The organism is Burkholderia sp. MSMB1459WGS, assembly GCF_001534535.1.
In the GTDB taxonomy this organism is placed as follows: Bacteria; Pseudomonadota; Gammaproteobacteria; order Burkholderiales; family Burkholderiaceae; genus Burkholderia.
Genome location: NZ_LPMU01000061.1, coordinates 297420 through 314861 on the forward strand (window position 1 = coordinate 297420; position 17442 = coordinate 314861).

Here is a 17442-nt window from a genome sequence, read left to right on the forward strand (position 1 = left end):
TCGGGACGGGGCGTGCGTGCGCGGGCGATTGCGTGCCGCGCGGGGGCGGATATTTCGATACGGTGCCGTAGCGGACGTGGTGCTCAGCCTTCTGTCACGCTTTCATGCGATCCGATTCGCCGCCGACGGATGCAGGAACTCGTCGGCATGGGCCGGTGTCCTGTCGGCGCTTCAACCGGCGCGCGGCCCGAAGCGACGCGCCCACGCATCGGTGGCGGCCGCGTAGAACGCGTCGATCGTATCGCCCGGCAGTTCGCCATCGTTCGACAGTCCGAGATGCGCGGCCGCGGCCCGCAGCGCCGGCAGCGGATCGTTGCGTTGGAGCGCCGTCGCGCCGGTCTGCTTGCTGAGCTTTTCGCCGTTGGCGTCGACGACGACCGGCACGTGCAGGTACGCGGGAGTCGGCACGCCGACGCAGCGCTGCAGATGGATCTGGCGCGCGGTCGAATCGAGCAGGTCGGCGCCGCGCACGACGTGCGTGATGCCGGCGTCGGCATCGTCGACGACGACCGCGAGCTGATACGCCCATTGGCCGTCCGCGCGTTTGAGCACGAAATCGCCGACTTCGGTCGCGAGGTTCTGCGATTGCGTGCGCTGCCAGCGATCGTCGAACGCGATGAGCGCGTCGTCGCCGTCCGGCACGCGCAGCCGCCATGCGCGCGCGGGTTTGCCGTGCAGGCCGGTGCGGCAGGTACCCGGATACGCAAGCGTCGTGTGGCGTTCGTGGGCGGCGCGCAGCGAATCGGCGATTTCCTTGCGCGTGCAGCCGCACGGATACACGAGCCCCGCCGCGACGAGCCGCTCGAGCGCGGCCGTGTAGGCCGCGTCGCGCGTACTCTGCCAGACGGGCCGCTCGTCGGGCGTCATGCCGAAATGTGCGAGCGTCGCGAGGATGTCGTCGGCCGCGCCGGGCACCGTGCGCGGGCCGTCGAGATCCTCGATGCGCACGAGCCAGGTGCCGCCGTGCGCGCGTGCGTCGAGCCAGCTCGCGAGCGCGCCGACCAGCGAGCCGAAGTGCAGCGGGCCGGTGGGCGACGGCGCGAAGCGGCCGCGATAGCCGTGGTTCATCGGCGGGGCGCGGTGCGACGCGCGGTTACGCGGCGGCGCTGGCGGCCTGCGCGCAGGCCGGGCACGACTTGCCGGGCACGTAGCTCGGCGATTGTTGCGCTTGCGGTGTGACGACCGCGCGGCACGCGAAGCACGTGACGTTCTCGGTGGGCTGGAGCTGCGGGTTCAGCGCGGTGCGGTAGTCGAACACGAAGCAGTCGCCGTGATAGTGCGCGCCGCCGACTTCCTCGAAGTACTTCAGGATCCCGCCTTCGAGCTGGTACACGTTCTCGATGCCGATTTCCTTCATGTGGATCGCGGCCTTCTCGCAGCGGATGCCGCCGGTGCAGAACGACACGACCGTCTTGCCCTCGAGGTCGGCGCGATGCGCGTCGATCACTTCCGGGAATTCGCTGAACTTGTCGATCCGGTAGTCGAGCGCGTTGTCGAACGTGCCGACGTCGACTTCGAACGCGTTGCGCGTGTCGAGCATCACGACCGGGCGGCCCGTATCGTCGTGACCGCGGTCGAGCCACACCTTCAGCGTGCGGGCGTCGACGAACGGCGCACGGCCGAGTTCCGGCTTGATCGCCGGCTTCTTCATCGTGATGATCTCGCGCTTCAGGCGCACGAGCATGCGGCGGAACGGCTGCGAGTCGGACAGGCTTTCCTTGAACTGCAGCGTCGCGAACTTGCCTTCGAACAGCGGATCGTGGCGGATGTATGCGATGAACGCGTCGGTGGCTTCGCGCGTGCCGGCGATGAACAGGTTGATGCCTTCCGGCGCAAGCAGGATCGTGCCGCGCAGGCCGAGTTCGTTGCAGCGGGCGGTGACGAGCGGGCGCCATTGCTCGTTCGCGTCGAGCGAGACGAAGTGGTAGGCGGCGAGGTTGACGATGGTCATGATGGTCCGACGGGAAAACGGCCGCACGGCGGCCCGCAAAAAAGGGTGCGAAGCCGGGGCGTTGATTCGAAAAACCGTATTATCCCGCAAACGGCGCGGGCATCGGTACCCGGCCGACCGGCCAACCGCGCGACGCGTCGCCGCGTGCATCGGCCGAACGGCCAAAGCGGGCATTTTTTGGGCAGCCTGCGCGGCGAGGCGGCTACAATAGCGCCCATGTCAGATCCTCGCTTCGTCCATCTTCGCGTTCACTCCGAGTTCTCGATCGCCGACGGCATCGTGCGCATTGACGACATCGTCAAGGCAGCCGCCGCGGACGGTCAGGGTGCGCTCGCGCTCACCGATCTCGGCAACGCATTCGGTCTCGTCCGTTTCTACCAGGAAGCCCGCGGCAAGGGCATCAAGCCGATCGCCGGCTGCGACGTCTGGATTGCCAATCCCGACGACCGCGACAAGCCGTCGCGGTTGCTGCTGCTGGTCAAGGACAAGGTCGGTTACCTGAATCTCTGCGAGCTGCTGTCGAAGGCGTGGCTCACGAACCAGTACCGCGGCCGAGCGGAGCTCGACGCGAGCTGGCTCGACGGCGAGCGCGCGCAGGGGCTGCTCGCGCTGTCGGGCGCGCAACAGGGCGATATCGGGCTCGCGCTGGCCGCGGGCAACGAAGACGCCGCGCGCCGCCACGCCGAGCGCTGGGCGCGGGTGTTCCCGGGCGGCTTCTACATCGAGCTGCAGCGTTACGGCCAGCCGGGCGCCGAGGCGTACATCCAGCAGGCCGCGACGCTCGCCGCGTCGCTGAAGCTGCCGGTCGTCGCGACGCACCCGACGCAGTTCATGACCGACGACGATTTCACCGCGCACGAGGCGCGCGTGTGCATCTCGGAAGGCGACATCCTCGCGAACCCGCGGCGCCAGAAGCGTTTCACGACCGACCAGTATTTCCGCACGCAGGACGACATGGTCGCGCTGTTCGCCGACCTGCCGTCGGCGATCGCGAACACGGTCGAGATCGCGAAGCGCTGCAACCTGAAGCTTGAACTCGGCAAGCCGAAACTGCCGCTGTTTCCGACGCCGGACGGCATGTCGCTCGACGACTACCTGGTCCAGTTGTCGAAGGAAGGGCTCGAGACCCGCCTCGCGCAGTTGTATCCGGTCGAAGCCGAGCGCGACGCGCAGCGCGACACGTACTACAAGCGCCTCGAATTCGAGTGCGGGACCATCACGAAGATGGGCTTCCCCGGCTACTTCCTGATCGTCGCGGACTTCATCAACTGGGCGAAGAACAACGGCGTGCCGGTCGGCCCGGGCCGTGGCTCGGGCGCCGGCTCGCTGGTCGCGTACGCGCTCGGCATTACCGACCTCGATCCGCTGCGCTACAACCTGCTGTTCGAGCGCTTCCTGAACCCGGAACGCGTGTCGATGCCCGACTTCGACATCGACTTCTGCCAGCACGGCCGCGATCGCGTGATCCAGTACGTGAAGGAGAAATACGGCGCGGACGCCGTGTCGCAGATCGCCACCTTCGGCACGATGGCCGCGAAGGCGGCCGTGCGCGACATCGGCCGCGTGCTCGACCTCGGCTACATGTTCACCGACGGCGTCGCGAAGCTGATTCCGTTCAAGCCCGGCAAGCACGTGACGATTGCCGACGCGATGAAGGAAGAGCCGCAACTGCAGGAGCGCTACGACAACGAGGACGAAGTCCATCAGCTGCTCGACCTCGCACAGCGCGTCGAGGGCCTCACGCGCAACGTCGGGATGCACGCGGGCGGCGTGCTGATCGCGCCCGGCAAGCTGACCGATTTCTGCCCGCTGTACACGCAGGGCGACGACGGCGGCGTGGTCAGCCAGTACGACAAGGACGACGTCGAAGCCGTCGGCCTCGTGAAGTTCGACTTTCTGGGTCTCACGACGCTGACGATCCTCGACTGGGCCGAGCGCTACATCCGCCGCCTCGATCCGTCGAAGGCCGACTGGTCGCTCGCGCAGGTGCCGCTCGACGATCCGGCCTCGTTCCAGATTCTGAAGAAGGCCAACACGGTCGCGGTGTTCCAGCTGGAAAGCCGCGGGATGCAGGGCATGCTGAAGGATGCGCAGCCCGACCGCTTCGAGGACATCATCGCGCTCGTGTCGCTGTACCGTCCGGGCCCGATGGACCTGATCCCGAGCTTCTGCGCACGCAAGCACGGGCGCGAGAAGGTCGACTATCCGGATCCGCGCGTCGAACCCGTCCTGAAAGAGACCTACGGCATCATGGTCTATCAGGAGCAGGTGATGCAGATGGCGCAGATCATCGGCGGCTACTCGCTCGGCGGTGCGGACTTGCTGCGTCGCGCGATGGGCAAGAAGAAGCCCGAGGAGATGGCCAAGCACCGCGAGATCTTCGCCGAGGGTGCGGCGAAGAACGGCCTCACGCGCGAGAAGTCCGACGAGATCTTCGACTTGATGGAGAAGTTCGCGGGCTACGGCTTCAACAAGTCGCACGCGGCCGCGTATGCGCTGCTCGCGTATTACACCGCGTGGCTGAAGGCGCACCATCCGGCCGAATTCATGGCGGCCAACATGACGCTCGCGATGGACGACACCGACAAGGTGAAGATCCTGTTCGACGACTGCGTCCTGAACAACCTCACCGTGCTGCCGCCGGACATCAACCAGTCGCATTACCGGTTCGAGCCGGTCGCGGAAGCCGACGGCAAGCGCTCGCGCACGATCCGCTACGGTCTCGGCGCGGTAAAGGGCAGCGGCCAGAACGCGATCGAGGAAATCCTGCGTGCGCGTGAGGAAAAGGCGTTCACCGACCTGTTCGACTTCTGCGAGCGGATCGACCGGCGCGTCGTCAACCGCCGCACGGTCGAGGCGCTGATTCGCGCCGGCGCGTTCGATTCGCTGAACCCGAACCGTGCGCAGTTGATCGCGTCGGTGCCGCTCGCGATGGAAGCGGCCGAGCAGGCCGAAGCGAATGCGATGCAGGCCGGCCTGTTCGACATGGGCGCCGAGTCGCCGCATGCGCATGCGCTCGTCGACGAACCCGCGTGGGACGACAAGCGTCGCCTGCAGGAAGAAAAGGCCGCGCTCGGTTTCTACCTGTCCGGCCACCTGTTCGACGCGTATCGCGACGAAGTGCGCCGCTTCGTGCGGCAGAAGGTCGGCGACCTGAAGGAAGGGCGCGACAAGCTCGTCGCCGGCATCATCGCGTCGCTGCGCACGCAGATGACCCAGCGCGGCAAGATGTTGATCGCGTTGCTCGACGACGGCACGGGCCAGTGCGAGATCACGATCTTCAACGAACAGTTCGAGGCGAACAAGGCGCTGTTCAAGGAGGACGAGCTGCTGATCGTGCAGGGGCAGGCGCGCAACGACGCGTTCACCGGCGGCATTCGCTTCACGGCCGATACCGTGATGGATCTCGAACGCGCGCGCAGCCGCTATGCGCAGGCCGTGCGGCTGACGATGAACGGCAACGCCGACGCGCTCGCGCTGCGCCGCGTGCTCGAGCCGCACGTGTCGAAGGACGATCCGGTCGCGGCGAACGGGGTCGAAGCGCCCGCGCCGCGCGGCGGCGGCCGCGATGGCGGTCGGCGTCCGCAGCCGCCGCTGCCGAACGGGCTCGCAGTTCAGATCCACTACAGCAACGCGCGCGCGCAAGGCGAGATGCGCCTGGGCGACGCGTGGCGCGTGAAGCCGAGCGACGTGCTGCTGGCGGAGCTGCGTGCGGCGTTCGACGGCAGCGTCGTCGAAATCACGTACTGACCGCGCCCGCTTCGGCTCGCGTATAGGCGGCCCGTCGCATCGCCATCGTGCGGTGCGGCGGGCCGTTTTTACGTGCGAGGTAATCGGAGTCTTGGGCTGGCCATCCGGACGCTATACAATCCCGCGCTGACCGTCCGAACGCCGCGCCTGCCGCGGGTTCGCACGGCGAGTGGCGCCGCGCCGGTGGCGCGCGAATAAACAGGGGCGGGTCCATACGGGGTGCGGCAACGCGCGGCAGTGTAGCCTCCGAACGGGATGCCGTGGAACGGCCCGTCGCGACGATAAAAAACGGATTGTCACCACATGACTATGGCCGATGGGAACCCGACGCAGCGGATCCTCGTGATCCGGATTGATTTTCTGGGCGACATGCTGTGCACGACGGCGTTTCTCCGCGCGCTGAAGGCGCGTTGGCCGAGCGCGGAGCTGCATGTGGTCGCGAACCGCTACAACGCGGCCGCGCTGGCCGGAAACCCGAACGTGCACACGGTCCATACCTACGTGTACAGCCGTCAGTGCGAGCGCAACGACCGTCCCGGGCGGATGCGCGCCTTCTTCGACCGGTTGCGACTCGTACGCCGTTTGCGCCGTTTGCGGTTCGACCTCGTGATCGTGCCGAACGGCGGCATGCATCGCAGCAGCATGCAGTTCGCGCGCCAGCTTCGCGCGAAGGATTGCCGCTGGCACGATGCCAGGACCGAATTCGACGATCGCAAGCCCGAGCATGTCGCGCAGCGGCCGATGTGCCATGAAGCGTTGTCGGGCTTCCGGCTCGTGCCCGAACTCGGCTGCGCCGATCTCGACCGTCTCGAGCTGTCGGTGCATCCCGATCGCACGCTGCAGGAGGCGTGGCATCGCCTGCTCGGCGCGCGGACGAAGCCGCGCGTCGGGCTGTTCGTGTCGAACAAGGCGGTCGAGCGCCGCTGGCCCGCCGACCGCTGGCGCGACCTCGGCGAGCGGCTCGCACCGGTCGCCGACGTGATCGTGTTTCGCGATCCGGCCATCGGCCCGGCTGTCGAAGACGAGGTATGGCGCGACGTGAATGCACGGCATGTCGCGCCTGCGTCGATCGCCGAACTGGTGGCGGCCGCGAGCCTGCTCGATATGATCGTCTCGGCCGACAGCGCACCCGTCCACCTTGCGTCGGCGCTCGGCGTACCGGTGGCCGCACTGTTCGAGGACCGTCCCGAGAAATACCTGCGCTGGCATCCGCTGGGCGTGCCGCACGTGATTCTGCGCGCGGGCCCGACCGTCGATGCGATCGGCGTCGATGCGGTCGAGCGCGCGGTGCACCACCTGCTGCCGCAGGCCGGTCATCGCGACGACGCTGCGGCCGACGCGGCGCTTGAGCAGCCGGCCGCCGCCACGGCGGCCGCGATCGTCACGACCGCTTCGTAGCGCCGGGGGCGCATCGCGGCCGCGTACCGCACGACGCCCCCGCTGGCGGGGCCGCATCGCGGCTGCCGGCGCGGCCGGTGCGCGATGCCGCGCCGGCTGCTGCAAAATCCTGTACATTGCCAGCCTTGTTCAGCCAGCCAGACGATCGCCGTGGCCCTGTTTTCTTCCGCCCGTCCGCCCAGAACCATCCTCGTTGCCGCGCCGCGCCGTATCGGCGACGTGCTGCTGACGACGCCGCTCGTCCGATCGCTGAAGGCTCGCTGGCCGGACGCGCAGATCGACATGCTGGTGTTTCGCGGCACCGAGGGCGTGCTCGAGCACAATCCGGACGTGCGGCGCGTGATCGTGGTCGCGCAGCGCGCGGGGTTTGGCGAGCGGCTGCGCGACGCGCTGTCGATGTGGCGCCGCTACGATCTCGCGTGCGCGGCGTTGAGTTCCGACCGGCCGCGTTTCTATAGCTGGTTCGCCGGCCGCAAGCGGGTCGGTCTCGTCGACCCGAACCGCGTCACGTGGCTCACGCGGATGATGCTGAACGGGATCGCGATCAATCACCACGAATCCGCGCATACGGTCGTCAGTACGCTCGCACTCGCGCCGGTGATCGGCATCGAGCCGGTGTCCGAGGTCATCGCACCCGGCATCGGCGACGATCCCGCGCGGCGCGCGCGGTTCGACGCGTGGCTCGCCGAGTCGCCAGCGATCCGCGCCGGCAAGCCGCTGGTCGTGCTGCATCCGTATCCGATGTTCCGTTACAAGCAATGGCGGCTCGACGGCTGGGTCGAAATGATCGGCTGGCTGCGCGAGCAGGGCTTCGCGGTCGCGTTGTCGGGCGGGCCGGCCGACCGCGAGCGCGAGTATGCGGAGCAGATCGCGAACGAGGCGGGCGGCGACCTGCTGAACCTGGTCGGGCGCCTGACATTCGGCGAGAGCGCGGAGCTCGTGCGGCGCGCACGGCTCTTCATCGGGCCCGACACCGGCGCGACGCACGTCGCGGCCGCGACCGGCACCGACACGATTGCACTGTTCGGGCCGTCCGATCCCGTGCGCTGGGGGCCGTGGCCGCAGCACTGGCCCGCGACCGAGAATCCGTGGTCGCTGCGCGGCTCGGGCCGGCACGGGAACGTGTGGCTGCTGCAAGGGGACGGCGATTGCGTGCCGTGCCGGCACGAAGGCTGCGAGCGTCATGTCGACAGCCGCAGCGACTGCCTCGTCCATCTTGGGGCGCAGCGCGTGAAGGCCGCGGCTGCCGAAATGCTCGGGCTGAATCCGCCGGGCCCGGCCGACGTCGTCGTCGACACGTCGCGACTGCGCCGCGCCGGATCCGACTGACGCACGGCAAACGCGCGTTTTTCTTCGTTGGCAGGGGCTTCGTTTCGCGGAGAACCACGCGGCTCGCCCGCATCGACCGGGGATGTCCGCTGCCGCCGAACTGGTCGGCGTGGGCAGCGGAACGTATGCAGGCGTGCGTTACACGCTGCGGCGGATCGCCGACGTTTCGCGCGGCAGCGCTTCGCTACGCTCGCCGCAACCGAGCAGGATGCCGGCCAGCAGCACGATCAGGTGCCCTTCGGCGAAATCCAGCAACAGCGAATTCGCGAGACTGCCGATCGCGAAGATCGTGAGCCACGCGAGCAGCAGGTGTCGCGAGCGCGGATCGAGCGCACGGCTGCCGCGCGCGATCTGCACGATCAGGTTGATGAACAGCAGCACGCCGAGCGAGCCGAGCTGCACGGCCATCAGCAGGTATTCGTTGTGCGGGTTCGACGTGAGCTGACCTTCGGCCGCCGTCTTGCCGGCCGTGAGCTTCTCGAATTCGGATTCGAGGCCGCCTGCGCCGTAGCCGAGCACCGGGCGCTGGCGATACAGCTCGAATCCCTTCTTGTACCACTCGAGGCGCAGCCCGGTCGACGTGGCCGCATCGCTCTGTCGGTATTGCTGCACTTCCGTCACGACCTTCGTCAGCCGGCCGTTGTGAACCGTGCAGGCGGCGACCACGAGCGCGGCGCCGGCGAGGACGAGCATGCCGGCGGCGAGCCCTGCGCGCAACGCAGACTGCCGGCGCAGCAACAGCACGAAACGCACGGCGACGACGAGGATCAGCAACAGCGCGATAACCTGCCCCGTGCGTCCTTGCAGCATCACGAATACGTTGACGAGCGACCACGCAGCGATGCCCGCATACGCGGCGCGGGACAGCATCGTGCGGGCTGCCAGCGCGAGATCGGCTGCCTGGTAGAAGAGCAACGCTCCGAACATGCCGGCGGCGATATGGTTCTTGAACACCCACGCGCGCGACAGCGGCAACTGGGTCGCATGCGCCGGCCCGATCGCGGTCAGCCCGAGGTAGTTGGTCGTCGACAGCAGCAGGATCACGCACAGCGTGGCGAACCAGCAGCGCCGCACGATCGGCGCCCAGTTCGAATGACGGAACGCGAGCACGGCGAACGGCAGCAGCAGCAGCTTGTCGTACTTCGCGACCCAGTTCCACGCCTTGTTGTGCGGCGCGACCGTATAGGCGACGCTCACGGCTAGCGCGACCAGGATCAGCAGCGCCGCCAGCGAAGCCGGGTCGGCGACGAACGAGCGCAGGTTGCGCCAGAATTCGGGGGAGATCACGAGCGCGACCGCGAACAGCCCGCAGAACACGTTGGTCAGCGCGGTCGAGACGGGCACCATGCAGAGCGCGGCGACGGCGAATGCACGGGCGGCGGTCAGGCGCCGCGTGGCGGGAGTGGAAAACGAAAGCATCGGAACCTGGCGTATGGACGAATGCGGCGCGCGAGCGGCGTGCACCGCGCCGCGTCGCGCCCCCGGCGAGAGACCCGGGACGAACGGCGCAGTATACGCGAAGCAGGACAGGTTTCCGTGCGGTTTTTGGGGCTCGATCAGCTGAGCGCGCGCTTGATCCGCGAGCGCAGCAGCGCACGCTTCAGGCGGCCTTCCACGGTCGGCGTATCGAGCGCGATTCGGGTGCCGACCGGCTCGCCGCGATGCAGGTAATAGCGATCGAACGTCGCCTGGGTCATGCCCCATTTGTTCAGGAACTGACGGCGGCCGTCGTTCTTGACGATCTTGCCGGTGCTCTTCTGCTGGAAGTGATACACGAGGCTGTCGCCGACGCCGATGAAGATCCGGCAGCCGGCGTCCCAAAATTTCATCGAGAAGTCGTTGTCGCTGCTCATGCCCGGCGACAGCTCGCTGCTGTAGCCGCCGATGCGGTTCCACCAGTCGCGGTGCACGAGCGTCGGCGGCCAGGTCGACCCGAGCCAGTCCGCGCGCGCCAGCTTCGGCGTCGCGGCGACGAGGCCGGCCGCATCGAATTGCTCGGCGTCGCGGCCGAAATCGCTGACGACCACGCACGGGTTGCGCGTGTCGACCGGCTCGATCATCGTGCCGGACAGCATGAACAAGTCGGTCGGCATCCGTTCGATGCGGCGCACGAGCGCCGTGTCCCAGCCCGGGCAGCAGAACATGTCGTCGTTCATGTAGACGACATAGTCGCGCACGGCGCGCGCGGCGGCCAGGTTGACCGCATGGCAGATGCCGATGTTGGTCGGCGACGCGGTGTGTTCGATCCCTTCGTTGCGCACCCAGTCGAGCGTGCCGTCCGAGCCGTCGTTCACGTGCACGACGATCTGGTGGTCGTACGCGGAATGCCGGCGCAGGCTATCGACGACGAGCTTGAGGTACGGCAGGTTGTTCCAGGTCGGGATGATGATGGAGAACATGGCGGTCGGATTCGGTGGTCGTCGTGGCGGGCGGCGCGCGGCGCAGCCGTTCGGGCGGGCACGCGCGGTGCGCGCAACCCGGCATTGTAACGCCGGGCCGGCCGCGCGCCGGCGCTCGCCTAGCGGGCCGGTTCGTGGCCGAGCTTCAGGAAGCGGTAATACACGGTTTCCGCGTTGAACACGGCGATCATGAAGCCCGCGCGGCCGTCGAGGAACCCGCGCCGCAGCACGTAGGTGCGCACGAACGCCCAGGCGCCGCGGCCGAGCGCCTTGCCGAAGCCGCCGCGCTGGCCGGCCGCGCGGCGCTGACGCGCGCCGGCCGTCGAATACGCGTCGAGCTTGCGCACGACCGTTTCGAAATCCTCGTACGAGTAGTGCATCAGCTTGCCGGGCAGGCGCTGCGCGGCTGTCTCGAACACGAGGCGTTCGTGCACGAGATCGTCCGAGAACCGCGCGGCGCCGCGCCTGAACAGCCGCGGCACCCAGTCCGGATACCAGCCGCTGTGATGGATCCACTGGCCGCAGAAGCTCGACAGCCGATCGAGCGCATAGACCTGCGCGGCCGGCGCGCGGATCGCATCGCGGATCGATTGCGCGAGTTCCGGCGTGACGACTTCGTCGGTATCGAGCGACAGGATCCAGTCGGTACCGAGCGCGTCGAGCGCGCGGTTCTTCTGCGGGCCGAAACCCGGCCAGTCGCGCTCGACGATCACGCGCGCGCCGTGCGCCTGCGCGATCGCGACGGTATCGTCGGTGCTGCCGCCGTCGATGACGACGATCTCGTCGGCGAACGACAGCGCATCGAGACACTGGGCGAGCCGCGCGGATGCGTTGAGGGCGATGAGGGCGACGCCGAGGGAGGGTTCAGCCATGAAATCGTCGGAAAGGCGGAGAAAACGGTGAGCGGCAGTATACCTTCGGGCCGGCCGCGGGCAGCATCGGCGACGGCCGTGCCGGCGAGGGCGGTGCAGCTATAATGTTGAGCCCTTTTCGGCACCCGCCCGACCAGGGCGCACACCCGGGCGGCCGCGCGCCGGGCGCCGCATCGCGGCTCAAGAAGGATTGCCTTGGAAACCCAGAATACTCTTCGCAAACCGATGGACGGCAGCGGCACTTCGCCGGTGACGGTCCTCAAGCGCCTGTGGCCGTACATCCGGCCGCTCATCGGCATCGTCGTGCTCGCCGTGGTGACGATGGGCGTCGTCGCAGCCACCGAAGCCGGTATCCCGGCGCTGCTCAAGCCGCTCCTCGACCACGGCTTCGGCTCGCACGGCAGCGACCGCGCGAAATGGTACGTGCCGATCGCGGTGATCGGCCTCGCGCTCGTGCGCGGCGTATCGCAGTACGCATCGAATTACCTGCTCAACTACGTATCGAACCGCATCCTGCTGCAGCTGCGGCTCGAGATGTTCCGGCGGATGATCCATACCGGCGCGTCGTTCTTCCAGCGCGAAACCGCGAGCACGGTGATCAACGCGATCGTGTTCGAGGTCAACCAGATCCTGTCGGTGCTGACGGGCGTGATGGTCACGCTCGTGCGCGACTCGCTGACGGTGATCTTCCTGCTCGGCTATCTGTTCTACCTGAACTGGCGGCTCACGCTGATCGTCGCGGTGATCCTGCCGGGCATCGGCTGGCTCGTCAGCAAGATCAACCGCCGGCTGCGCCGCCTGAACCGCGAGCACCAGACGCTGACCAACGAACTGTCGTACATCGTCGAGGAGACGGTCGGCGGCTACAAGGTCGTCAAGGTGCACAACGGCGAAGCGTACGAGATGGACCGCTTCACGACGATGAGCAAGCGCCTGCGCGGCTACGCGATGCGCATGACGATTTCGGGCGGCCTCGCGCAGCCGCTCACGCAGTTCCTTGCGTCGATCGCGCTCGCGGTCGTGATCACGATCGCGGTCGTGCAGTCGTCGAACGACCAGACGACGGTCGGCGGTTTCGTCGCGTTCGTCACGTCGATGCTGCTGGTGATCTCGCCGCTCAAGCACCTGATCGACGTCAACCAGCCGCTGCAGCGCGGGATGACGGCCGCCGAGCTGATCTTCGGGCTGATCGACGAGCCGGCCGAGCCGCAGGGCGGCGGCCGGCCGCTGCCGCACGCGCGCGGCGAGATCGAATTCCGCGCGGTGTCGTTCGACTACGGCGCGGCCGAACGGCCGACGCTCGAGCGCATCTCGTTCAAGGTCGCGCCGGGCGAAATGATCGCGCTGGCCGGCCCGTCCGGAAGCGGCAAGACGACGCTCGTGAACCTGCTGCCGCGCTTCTTCGACCCGACGGACGGCACGATCCTGGTCGACGGCGTGCCGGTGTCCGACTACGATCTCCACGCGCTGCGCAGCCAGATGGCGATGGTCAGCCAGGACGTCGTGCTGTTCAACGACACGATCGCCGCGAACGTCGCATACGGGCAGACACCCGACCGCGCGCGCGTGCAGGCCGCGCTCGAGGCCGCGAACCTCGCCGATGCGGTCGCCGCGATGCCCGACGGGCTCGATACGCTGGTCGGCGGCAACGGGATGCGCTTGTCCGGCGGCCAGCGCCAGCGGCTCGCGATTGCGCGCGCGATCTACAAGGACGCGCCGATCCTGATTCTCGACGAAGCGACGTCGGCGCTCGATTCGGAGTCGGAGCGCCACGTGCAGGCCGCGCTCGAGCGGCTGATGGAAGGCCGCACGACGCTGGTGATCGCGCACCGGCTGTCGACGATCGAGCGCGCGGACCGCATCCTCGTGCTCGAGGGCGGCAAGATCGTCGAAGAGGGCAGCCACGACGAGCTGCTGCGCCACGGCGGCCTCTACGCGCACCTGCACCGGATCCAGTACCAGCAGCAGGCGGCGTAACGCGCGGTGAGGCAGCCGCGATGCCGTGTGCTAGTCTTCGTCGGGCAGTCCCGGTCGTTTCTTGTTCGACGTGACACCACGGAGGGAAGGACAATGAAGAGGATGCACGGCATGATGCTGGCCGCACTGATCGCGGCAGGTTGCGCTGCTACCGCGGCAATGGCGCAGGACCACGACAATCGCGATGACCGTGGCGGCCACGGGATGCAGCACGGCCGTGGCCCGAAACACGTACCGCCCGGCCACGCGATGCATCGCGAAGACGACGTCCCGCCACGCTGGGCCGACGGGCCGCGCCGCGACTGGCACAAGGGCGACCGGCTGCCGGCCGAGTTCCGCGATCGCCAGTATGTGGTCGACGACTGGCGCGGCTACCATCTGAGTGCGCCGCCGCGCGGCTACCATTGGGTCGGCGTCGGCGGCGACTACCTGCTCGTGCAGATCGGGTCGGGCATCGTGCTGCGGGTCGGTCCGTAACCCGGTCCGTACCCCCGTACCCGTTACGCAGCGGTTCGATACGCAGCGGTCCGATCATTCATCCGGCTGCCGGGCGCGTTGCCCGGCGCCGCGTCACTTTGCCGCCGCGCGGCGGAACCAGCGCCGCTCGATTCTCGACATCAGCCAGCACACGCCCAGCGCGCACACCGTGCCGAGCGTCACTTCACCGAGCCGGATCAGCGGAACGTCCCACAGCGGGCCGTTGCCCGGAAACAGCAGCACGATCGTCGCGGTCACGCCGCCGAGCCGTGCGGCGCTGCCGACGTTCAGGCACCAGCAGCAGACGATCGCGACCGCGACCGTGATCGCATACGCGACGAGGCGATCGCCGCCCAACGCCGCACCGGCGAAGCCGAGGATGCCGCCGACCATCGCGCCGATGAACTGGTCGCGCGACAGCGACATCGTGTCCGAGTAGTTGTGCTGCGTGACGGCGATCGCGGTGATCGCCGCCCACACGGCCTGCTCGGTATGCATCGCGCGGCCGATCGCATACGCGAGGCACGCGCCGCAGACGGCCTGCAGCGCCATCAGCGCGCCTTGCGCGAGCCGCTCGCCGAATGACAGCCCCTTGAACAGATCGAAGATCGACTGCTGGATCTGCTGGCGGGCTTCGTTGAGTGTCCTGATCGTATCCATCGTGCGTCGGCCAAGAAGCGGGTAGCGGCGGCGCTTCGCCGTCAATGCGCCTGTTCGGGCGAGGCGGCCGCCGGTTCGGCGGCCGTCGCGTCGCCGTTTTCGACGCGGGTTTCGGGCATCACGAGCCAGACCAGCAGCGCCGCGAGCGCGCCGGCGGCCGCAAGCCCGAAGAAGCTGACCGCGTTGCCGAAGTGATCGGCGACGTAGCCGGCCACGGCCGTGCTGAGCGTCGCGCCAATCCCGGCCGCGAGCCCGAACAGCCCGATACAGAGGTTGTAGCGGCCTTTGCCGCCCGCGACGTCGGCCGCGATCAGCGGCAGCATCACGCCGAACACGGCCGCGCTGATGCCGTCGAGCATCTGCACCGGCACGAGCAGGTACGGGCTGCTGACGCCGGCGAACAGCAGCGCGCGCACCGGCAGCGCGGAGAAGCCGAGCAGCAGGATCGGCCGGCGCCCCCAGCGCTGCGCGGAGCGGCCGACCCACGGCGACAGCATCGCGACGATCGCCTGCGGCACGATGATGCACGCGGCGATCACGAGCTGCACGTTCTCGCCCATCCCGGCCGTGACTTCGCCGGCCGCGAGGTTCAGCATCGCGGCGTTCGACAGGTGGAACAGCACGACGCAGGCCGCGAAGATCAGCATCCGGCGGTCGCGCAGCAGCTCGAGCAGCGTTTCGCGTTCCTCGCCTTCGTCGGCGTCGTCGTGCTTCGACGATTGCGGAATCACCTCGTGCGTCGGCTGGATCATCGCGAGCGCGAACAGCGCGGGCAGCGCCAGCACGGCGGTCAGCCAGAACACCGCGCGCGCGGAGAAATATTCGCCGGTCAACCCCATCAGGCCCGCCGCGACCGCACTGCCGATCGACGCCCAGCGCGCGTTGCGGCCGAGCCGGTCGCCGAGATCGGCGCGGCCGACGAGCGAGAACGAGATCGCGGCCATTGCCGGCACCAGCATGCAGCTCGCGAAGCCGTGGAACACCTCGGCGGCGATCACCGGCACGATCGTCGGGCTCGACGCGAGCAGGACCGCGGACAGGATGATGGCCGCGATCGCCCACGCGGCCGCGCCTTTCTTGTTCTTCAGCGCGTCGACGGCCGCGCCGCCCGGTACCTGGCTGACCATCGCGCTGATCGTGCCGATCGACAGCACCATGCCGATCTCGCCCTGCGTCCACTTGTGCGACGCGAGATAGGACGCGATGAACGGACCGAACCCGGTTTGAACGTTTGCAACGAAAAAGTTGAGCCAGTCGAGGGAGCGCAGACTGCGAGCGCTGACGGAATGCTTGATCGTCATCGGGTGGCACTCGCAGACGAAGCCGGCGCGGCCGGGGCGACAGGCGGGAAGACGGCGACGATCGGCTTGTCGGCCGCGTACGGCGGCGATGCCTTGATCTGGGCGTCGTTCAGGTCGAGCTGCGGGTGCAGCGCCTTGTCGCGCGTGACGAAGCGCAGCGCGCCCCAGCTCGCGGCGATCGAACGGCGGTCGGTATTGACGAGCCCGCCGAGGTCGAGCACGACGGCCTGGGGCTGGGCGCCGCGGTCGATCAGCACGTCGACGATGCGGCCGATCTTCGTGCCGTTCGGGCGTTCGACATCGCTGTCGAGCATCGGCAGTCGCGTCGCCGGCGACGCCGCGGCCGAGCCCGACAGCGGCGCCGCCTTCGGCCGCGCGGCCGGCGGCAGGTCGCCCGACGGCACGTCGAGCACGATCGGCTCCTGTTTGCCGCCCGGCGTGAAGCGGAACACGTTCCACGGGAAGATGACCTTGCGGTCGCCGATCCCCATGAAGCCCTGCAGGTTGACGATCATCTCGCGCGGCTTGCCGCTCGCGTCGACCACCATGTCGACCGCGCGGCCGACCACCTTGCCGTTGCGGCGCGCGACCTCGCTGTCGAGCAGCGCATGGATCTGGGTGCGGTCGAGCGCGCGCGTCGCGACGAGCGGCGCGGGCGGCGGCGGGGGCGGGGTCGGCGATTCGGGGCGCTGCACGGGCTTCGGCCGCGTCACCTCTCGGTGCGGCTTCTTCGGCGCTTCCGGTTCCTCCGGTTGCGTCGGCGCAGGCACGGGCGGCATCGTCAGCGGCTCGCCGGCGGTCTCCTCGACGGGCTCGACGAGCGCCTCGCTGATCGGCGCGGGCGGATTCTGGACCGGCAGCAGCCCGCAGCCGGACAGCAACGCGGCGACGGCGAGAATCAGGAAGACCGTCGAGGACGGCAACGACTTGCGGGATGCGGGAAACGGGAGTCCGCCGCTCATTGACACTCACTCCATGGGTCGGGGGCGGCACGAGGGCACGCGGCTGGCGATGGATGGCGGGTGCGGGCGGCGCACCACGCGAGGTGAGAGTTTAACGTGTCTTGCTTTCAGGACCGATTTCGATGGCCGGTTGCAAGCGGATCGTGCGGAAAAGGAAGGGATCGGAGGCGGGTGGCGGTCCGGCTGCGGCGCGCGGGCCACGACGACGTGGGGCAGGCGCCGCCGCCATTGCCCTGGCTCAACGAGCCTGAGCCGCCATACGCGGACGGCAACGTCGGCCCGGCGACGCGGGCGGCCGTCACGATCGTTCGGAAGAAGCGGCGCCGGCCTGGCTCGCCGTGATGGGGGCAGGCTCGGGCGCCGTTT

At 68.5% G+C, this 17442-nt stretch carries 13 protein-coding genes; 5 read left to right on the forward strand and 8 right to left on the reverse strand.

Annotation, left to right across the window (positions count from 1 at the left end):
* Window positions 1–171: 171 nt before the first annotated feature.
* The gene (gluQRS, locus tag WT97_RS24195) at window positions 172–1068 is read right to left on the reverse strand and encodes a tRNA glutamyl-Q(34) synthetase GluQRS (RefSeq protein WP_060354556.1); all 897 of its coding nucleotides are present in this window, start codon (window positions 1066–1068) and stop codon (window positions 172–174) included.
* 25 nt (window positions 1069–1093) lie between these two features.
* Window positions 1094–1951 carry a sulfurtransferase gene (locus WT97_RS24200; protein ID WP_060354557.1) on the reverse strand — a complete coding sequence of 286 codons (858 nt, stop codon included), beginning with the start codon at window positions 1949–1951 and terminating at the stop codon, window positions 1094–1096.
* A 216-nt stretch (window positions 1952–2167) separates the two neighbouring features.
* Here WT97_RS24200 and dnaE point away from each other — a divergent pair, with 216 nt between their 5' ends.
* The 3 genes from dnaE (at window position 2168) to WT97_RS24215 (ending at window position 8428) form a co-directional block, all read left to right on the forward strand.
* Window positions 2168–5701 (forward strand): DNA polymerase III subunit alpha, encoded by a 3534-nt coding sequence (gene dnaE, locus WT97_RS24205; RefSeq protein ID WP_060354558.1) that lies wholly within the window; start codon window positions 2168–2170, stop codon window positions 5699–5701.
* A gap of 309 nt (window positions 5702–6010) precedes the next feature.
* Window positions 6011–7099: a glycosyltransferase family 9 protein gene (locus WT97_RS24210; protein ID WP_059499196.1), complete on the forward strand. Its 1089-nt coding sequence runs from the start codon at window positions 6011–6013 to the stop codon at window positions 7097–7099.
* A 150-nt stretch (window positions 7100–7249) separates the two neighbouring features.
* Window positions 7250–8428: a glycosyltransferase family 9 protein gene (locus tag WT97_RS24215; RefSeq protein ID WP_060354559.1), complete on the forward strand. Its 1179-nt coding sequence runs from the start codon at window positions 7250–7252 to the stop codon at window positions 8426–8428.
* 138 nt (window positions 8429–8566) lie between these two features.
* On the opposite strand, the gene WT97_RS24220 is transcribed toward WT97_RS24215, so the two are convergent.
* The 3 genes from WT97_RS24220 to WT97_RS24230 form a co-directional block, all read right to left on the reverse strand.
* Window positions 8567–9847 carry an O-antigen ligase gene (locus WT97_RS24220; protein WP_060354560.1) on the reverse strand — a complete coding sequence of 427 codons (1281 nt, stop codon included), beginning with the start codon at window positions 9845–9847 and terminating at the stop codon, window positions 8567–8569.
* A gap of 137 nt (window positions 9848–9984) precedes the next feature.
* Window positions 9985–10827 carry a glycosyltransferase family 2 protein gene (locus WT97_RS24225; RefSeq protein ID WP_060354561.1) on the reverse strand — a complete coding sequence of 281 codons (843 nt, stop codon included), beginning with the start codon at window positions 10825–10827 and terminating at the stop codon, window positions 9985–9987.
* A gap of 119 nt (window positions 10828–10946) precedes the next feature.
* Window positions 10947–11699, reverse strand: coding sequence for a glycosyltransferase family 2 protein (locus tag WT97_RS24230; RefSeq protein ID WP_060354562.1), 753 nt, complete (start codon window positions 11697–11699; stop codon window positions 10947–10949).
* A gap of 225 nt (window positions 11700–11924) precedes the next feature.
* Here WT97_RS24230 and msbA point away from each other — a divergent pair, with 225 nt between their 5' ends.
* Together msbA and WT97_RS24240 are read left to right on the forward strand one after the other, a co-directional pair.
* Window positions 11925–13676 (forward strand): lipid A export permease/ATP-binding protein MsbA, encoded by a 1752-nt coding sequence (gene msbA, locus WT97_RS24235; RefSeq protein ID WP_059791322.1) that lies wholly within the window; start codon window positions 11925–11927, stop codon window positions 13674–13676.
* A gap of 93 nt (window positions 13677–13769) precedes the next feature.
* Window positions 13770–14153 (forward strand): RcnB family protein, encoded by a 384-nt coding sequence (locus WT97_RS24240; RefSeq protein WP_059499202.1) that lies wholly within the window; start codon window positions 13770–13772, stop codon window positions 14151–14153.
* Window positions 14154–14246: 93 nt separating this feature from the next.
* On the opposite strand, the gene WT97_RS24245 is transcribed toward WT97_RS24240, so the two are convergent.
* From WT97_RS24245 to WT97_RS24255, 3 genes are read right to left on the reverse strand one after another with little or no spacing between them, the layout of a single operon-like run.
* Window positions 14247–14813: an aromatic acid exporter family protein gene (locus tag WT97_RS24245; RefSeq protein WP_034208013.1), complete on the reverse strand. Its 567-nt coding sequence runs from the start codon at window positions 14811–14813 to the stop codon at window positions 14247–14249.
* Window positions 14814–14854: 41 nt separating this feature from the next.
* Complete coding sequence (locus WT97_RS24250) at window positions 14855–16114, reverse strand: MFS transporter (RefSeq protein ID WP_060354563.1); 1260 nt, start codon at window positions 16112–16114, stop codon at window positions 14855–14857.
* The gene (locus WT97_RS24255; protein WP_059499205.1) at window positions 16111–17076 is read right to left on the reverse strand and encodes a PRC-barrel domain-containing protein; all 966 of its coding nucleotides are present in this window, start codon (window positions 17074–17076) and stop codon (window positions 16111–16113) included. The genes WT97_RS24250 and WT97_RS24255 overlap by 4 nt, the downstream gene beginning before the upstream one ends.
* Window positions 17077–17442: the final 366 nt, after the last annotated feature.

Excerpts from the sequence above, each read along its gene's own strand:
- dnaE (WP_060354558.1), top strand. The coding sequence starts at position 2,168 with ATGTCAGATCCTCGCTTCGTCCATCTTCGCGTTCACTCCGAGTTCTCG.
- WT97_RS24200 (WP_060354557.1), bottom strand. The coding sequence starts at position 1,951 with ATGACCATCGTCAACCTCGCCGCCTACCACTTCGTCTCGCTCGACGCG.
- WT97_RS24230 (WP_060354562.1), bottom strand. The coding sequence starts at position 11,699 with ATGGCTGAACCCTCCCTCGGCGTCGCCCTCATCGCCCTCAACGCATCC.
- WT97_RS24240 (WP_059499202.1), top strand. The coding sequence starts at position 13,770 with ATGAAGAGGATGCACGGCATGATGCTGGCCGCACTGATCGCGGCAGGT.
- WT97_RS24210 (WP_059499196.1), top strand. The coding sequence starts at position 6,011 with ATGGCCGATGGGAACCCGACGCAGCGGATCCTCGTGATCCGGATTGAT.
- msbA (WP_059791322.1), top strand. The coding sequence starts at position 11,925 with ATGGACGGCAGCGGCACTTCGCCGGTGACGGTCCTCAAGCGCCTGTGG.
- WT97_RS24220 (WP_060354560.1), bottom strand. The coding sequence starts at position 9,847 with ATGCTTTCGTTTTCCACTCCCGCCACGCGGCGCCTGACCGCCGCCCGT.
- WT97_RS24245 (WP_034208013.1), bottom strand. The coding sequence starts at position 14,813 with ATGGATACGATCAGGACACTCAACGAAGCCCGCCAGCAGATCCAGCAG.
- gluQRS (WP_060354556.1), bottom strand. The coding sequence starts at position 1,068 with ATGAACCACGGCTATCGCGGCCGCTTCGCGCCGTCGCCCACCGGCCCG.
- WT97_RS24225 (WP_060354561.1), bottom strand. The coding sequence starts at position 10,827 with ATGTTCTCCATCATCATCCCGACCTGGAACAACCTGCCGTACCTCAAG.
- WT97_RS24250 (WP_060354563.1), bottom strand. The coding sequence starts at position 16,114 with ATGACGATCAAGCATTCCGTCAGCGCTCGCAGTCTGCGCTCCCTCGAC.
- WT97_RS24255 (WP_059499205.1), bottom strand. The coding sequence starts at position 17,076 with ATGAGCGGCGGACTCCCGTTTCCCGCATCCCGCAAGTCGTTGCCGTCC.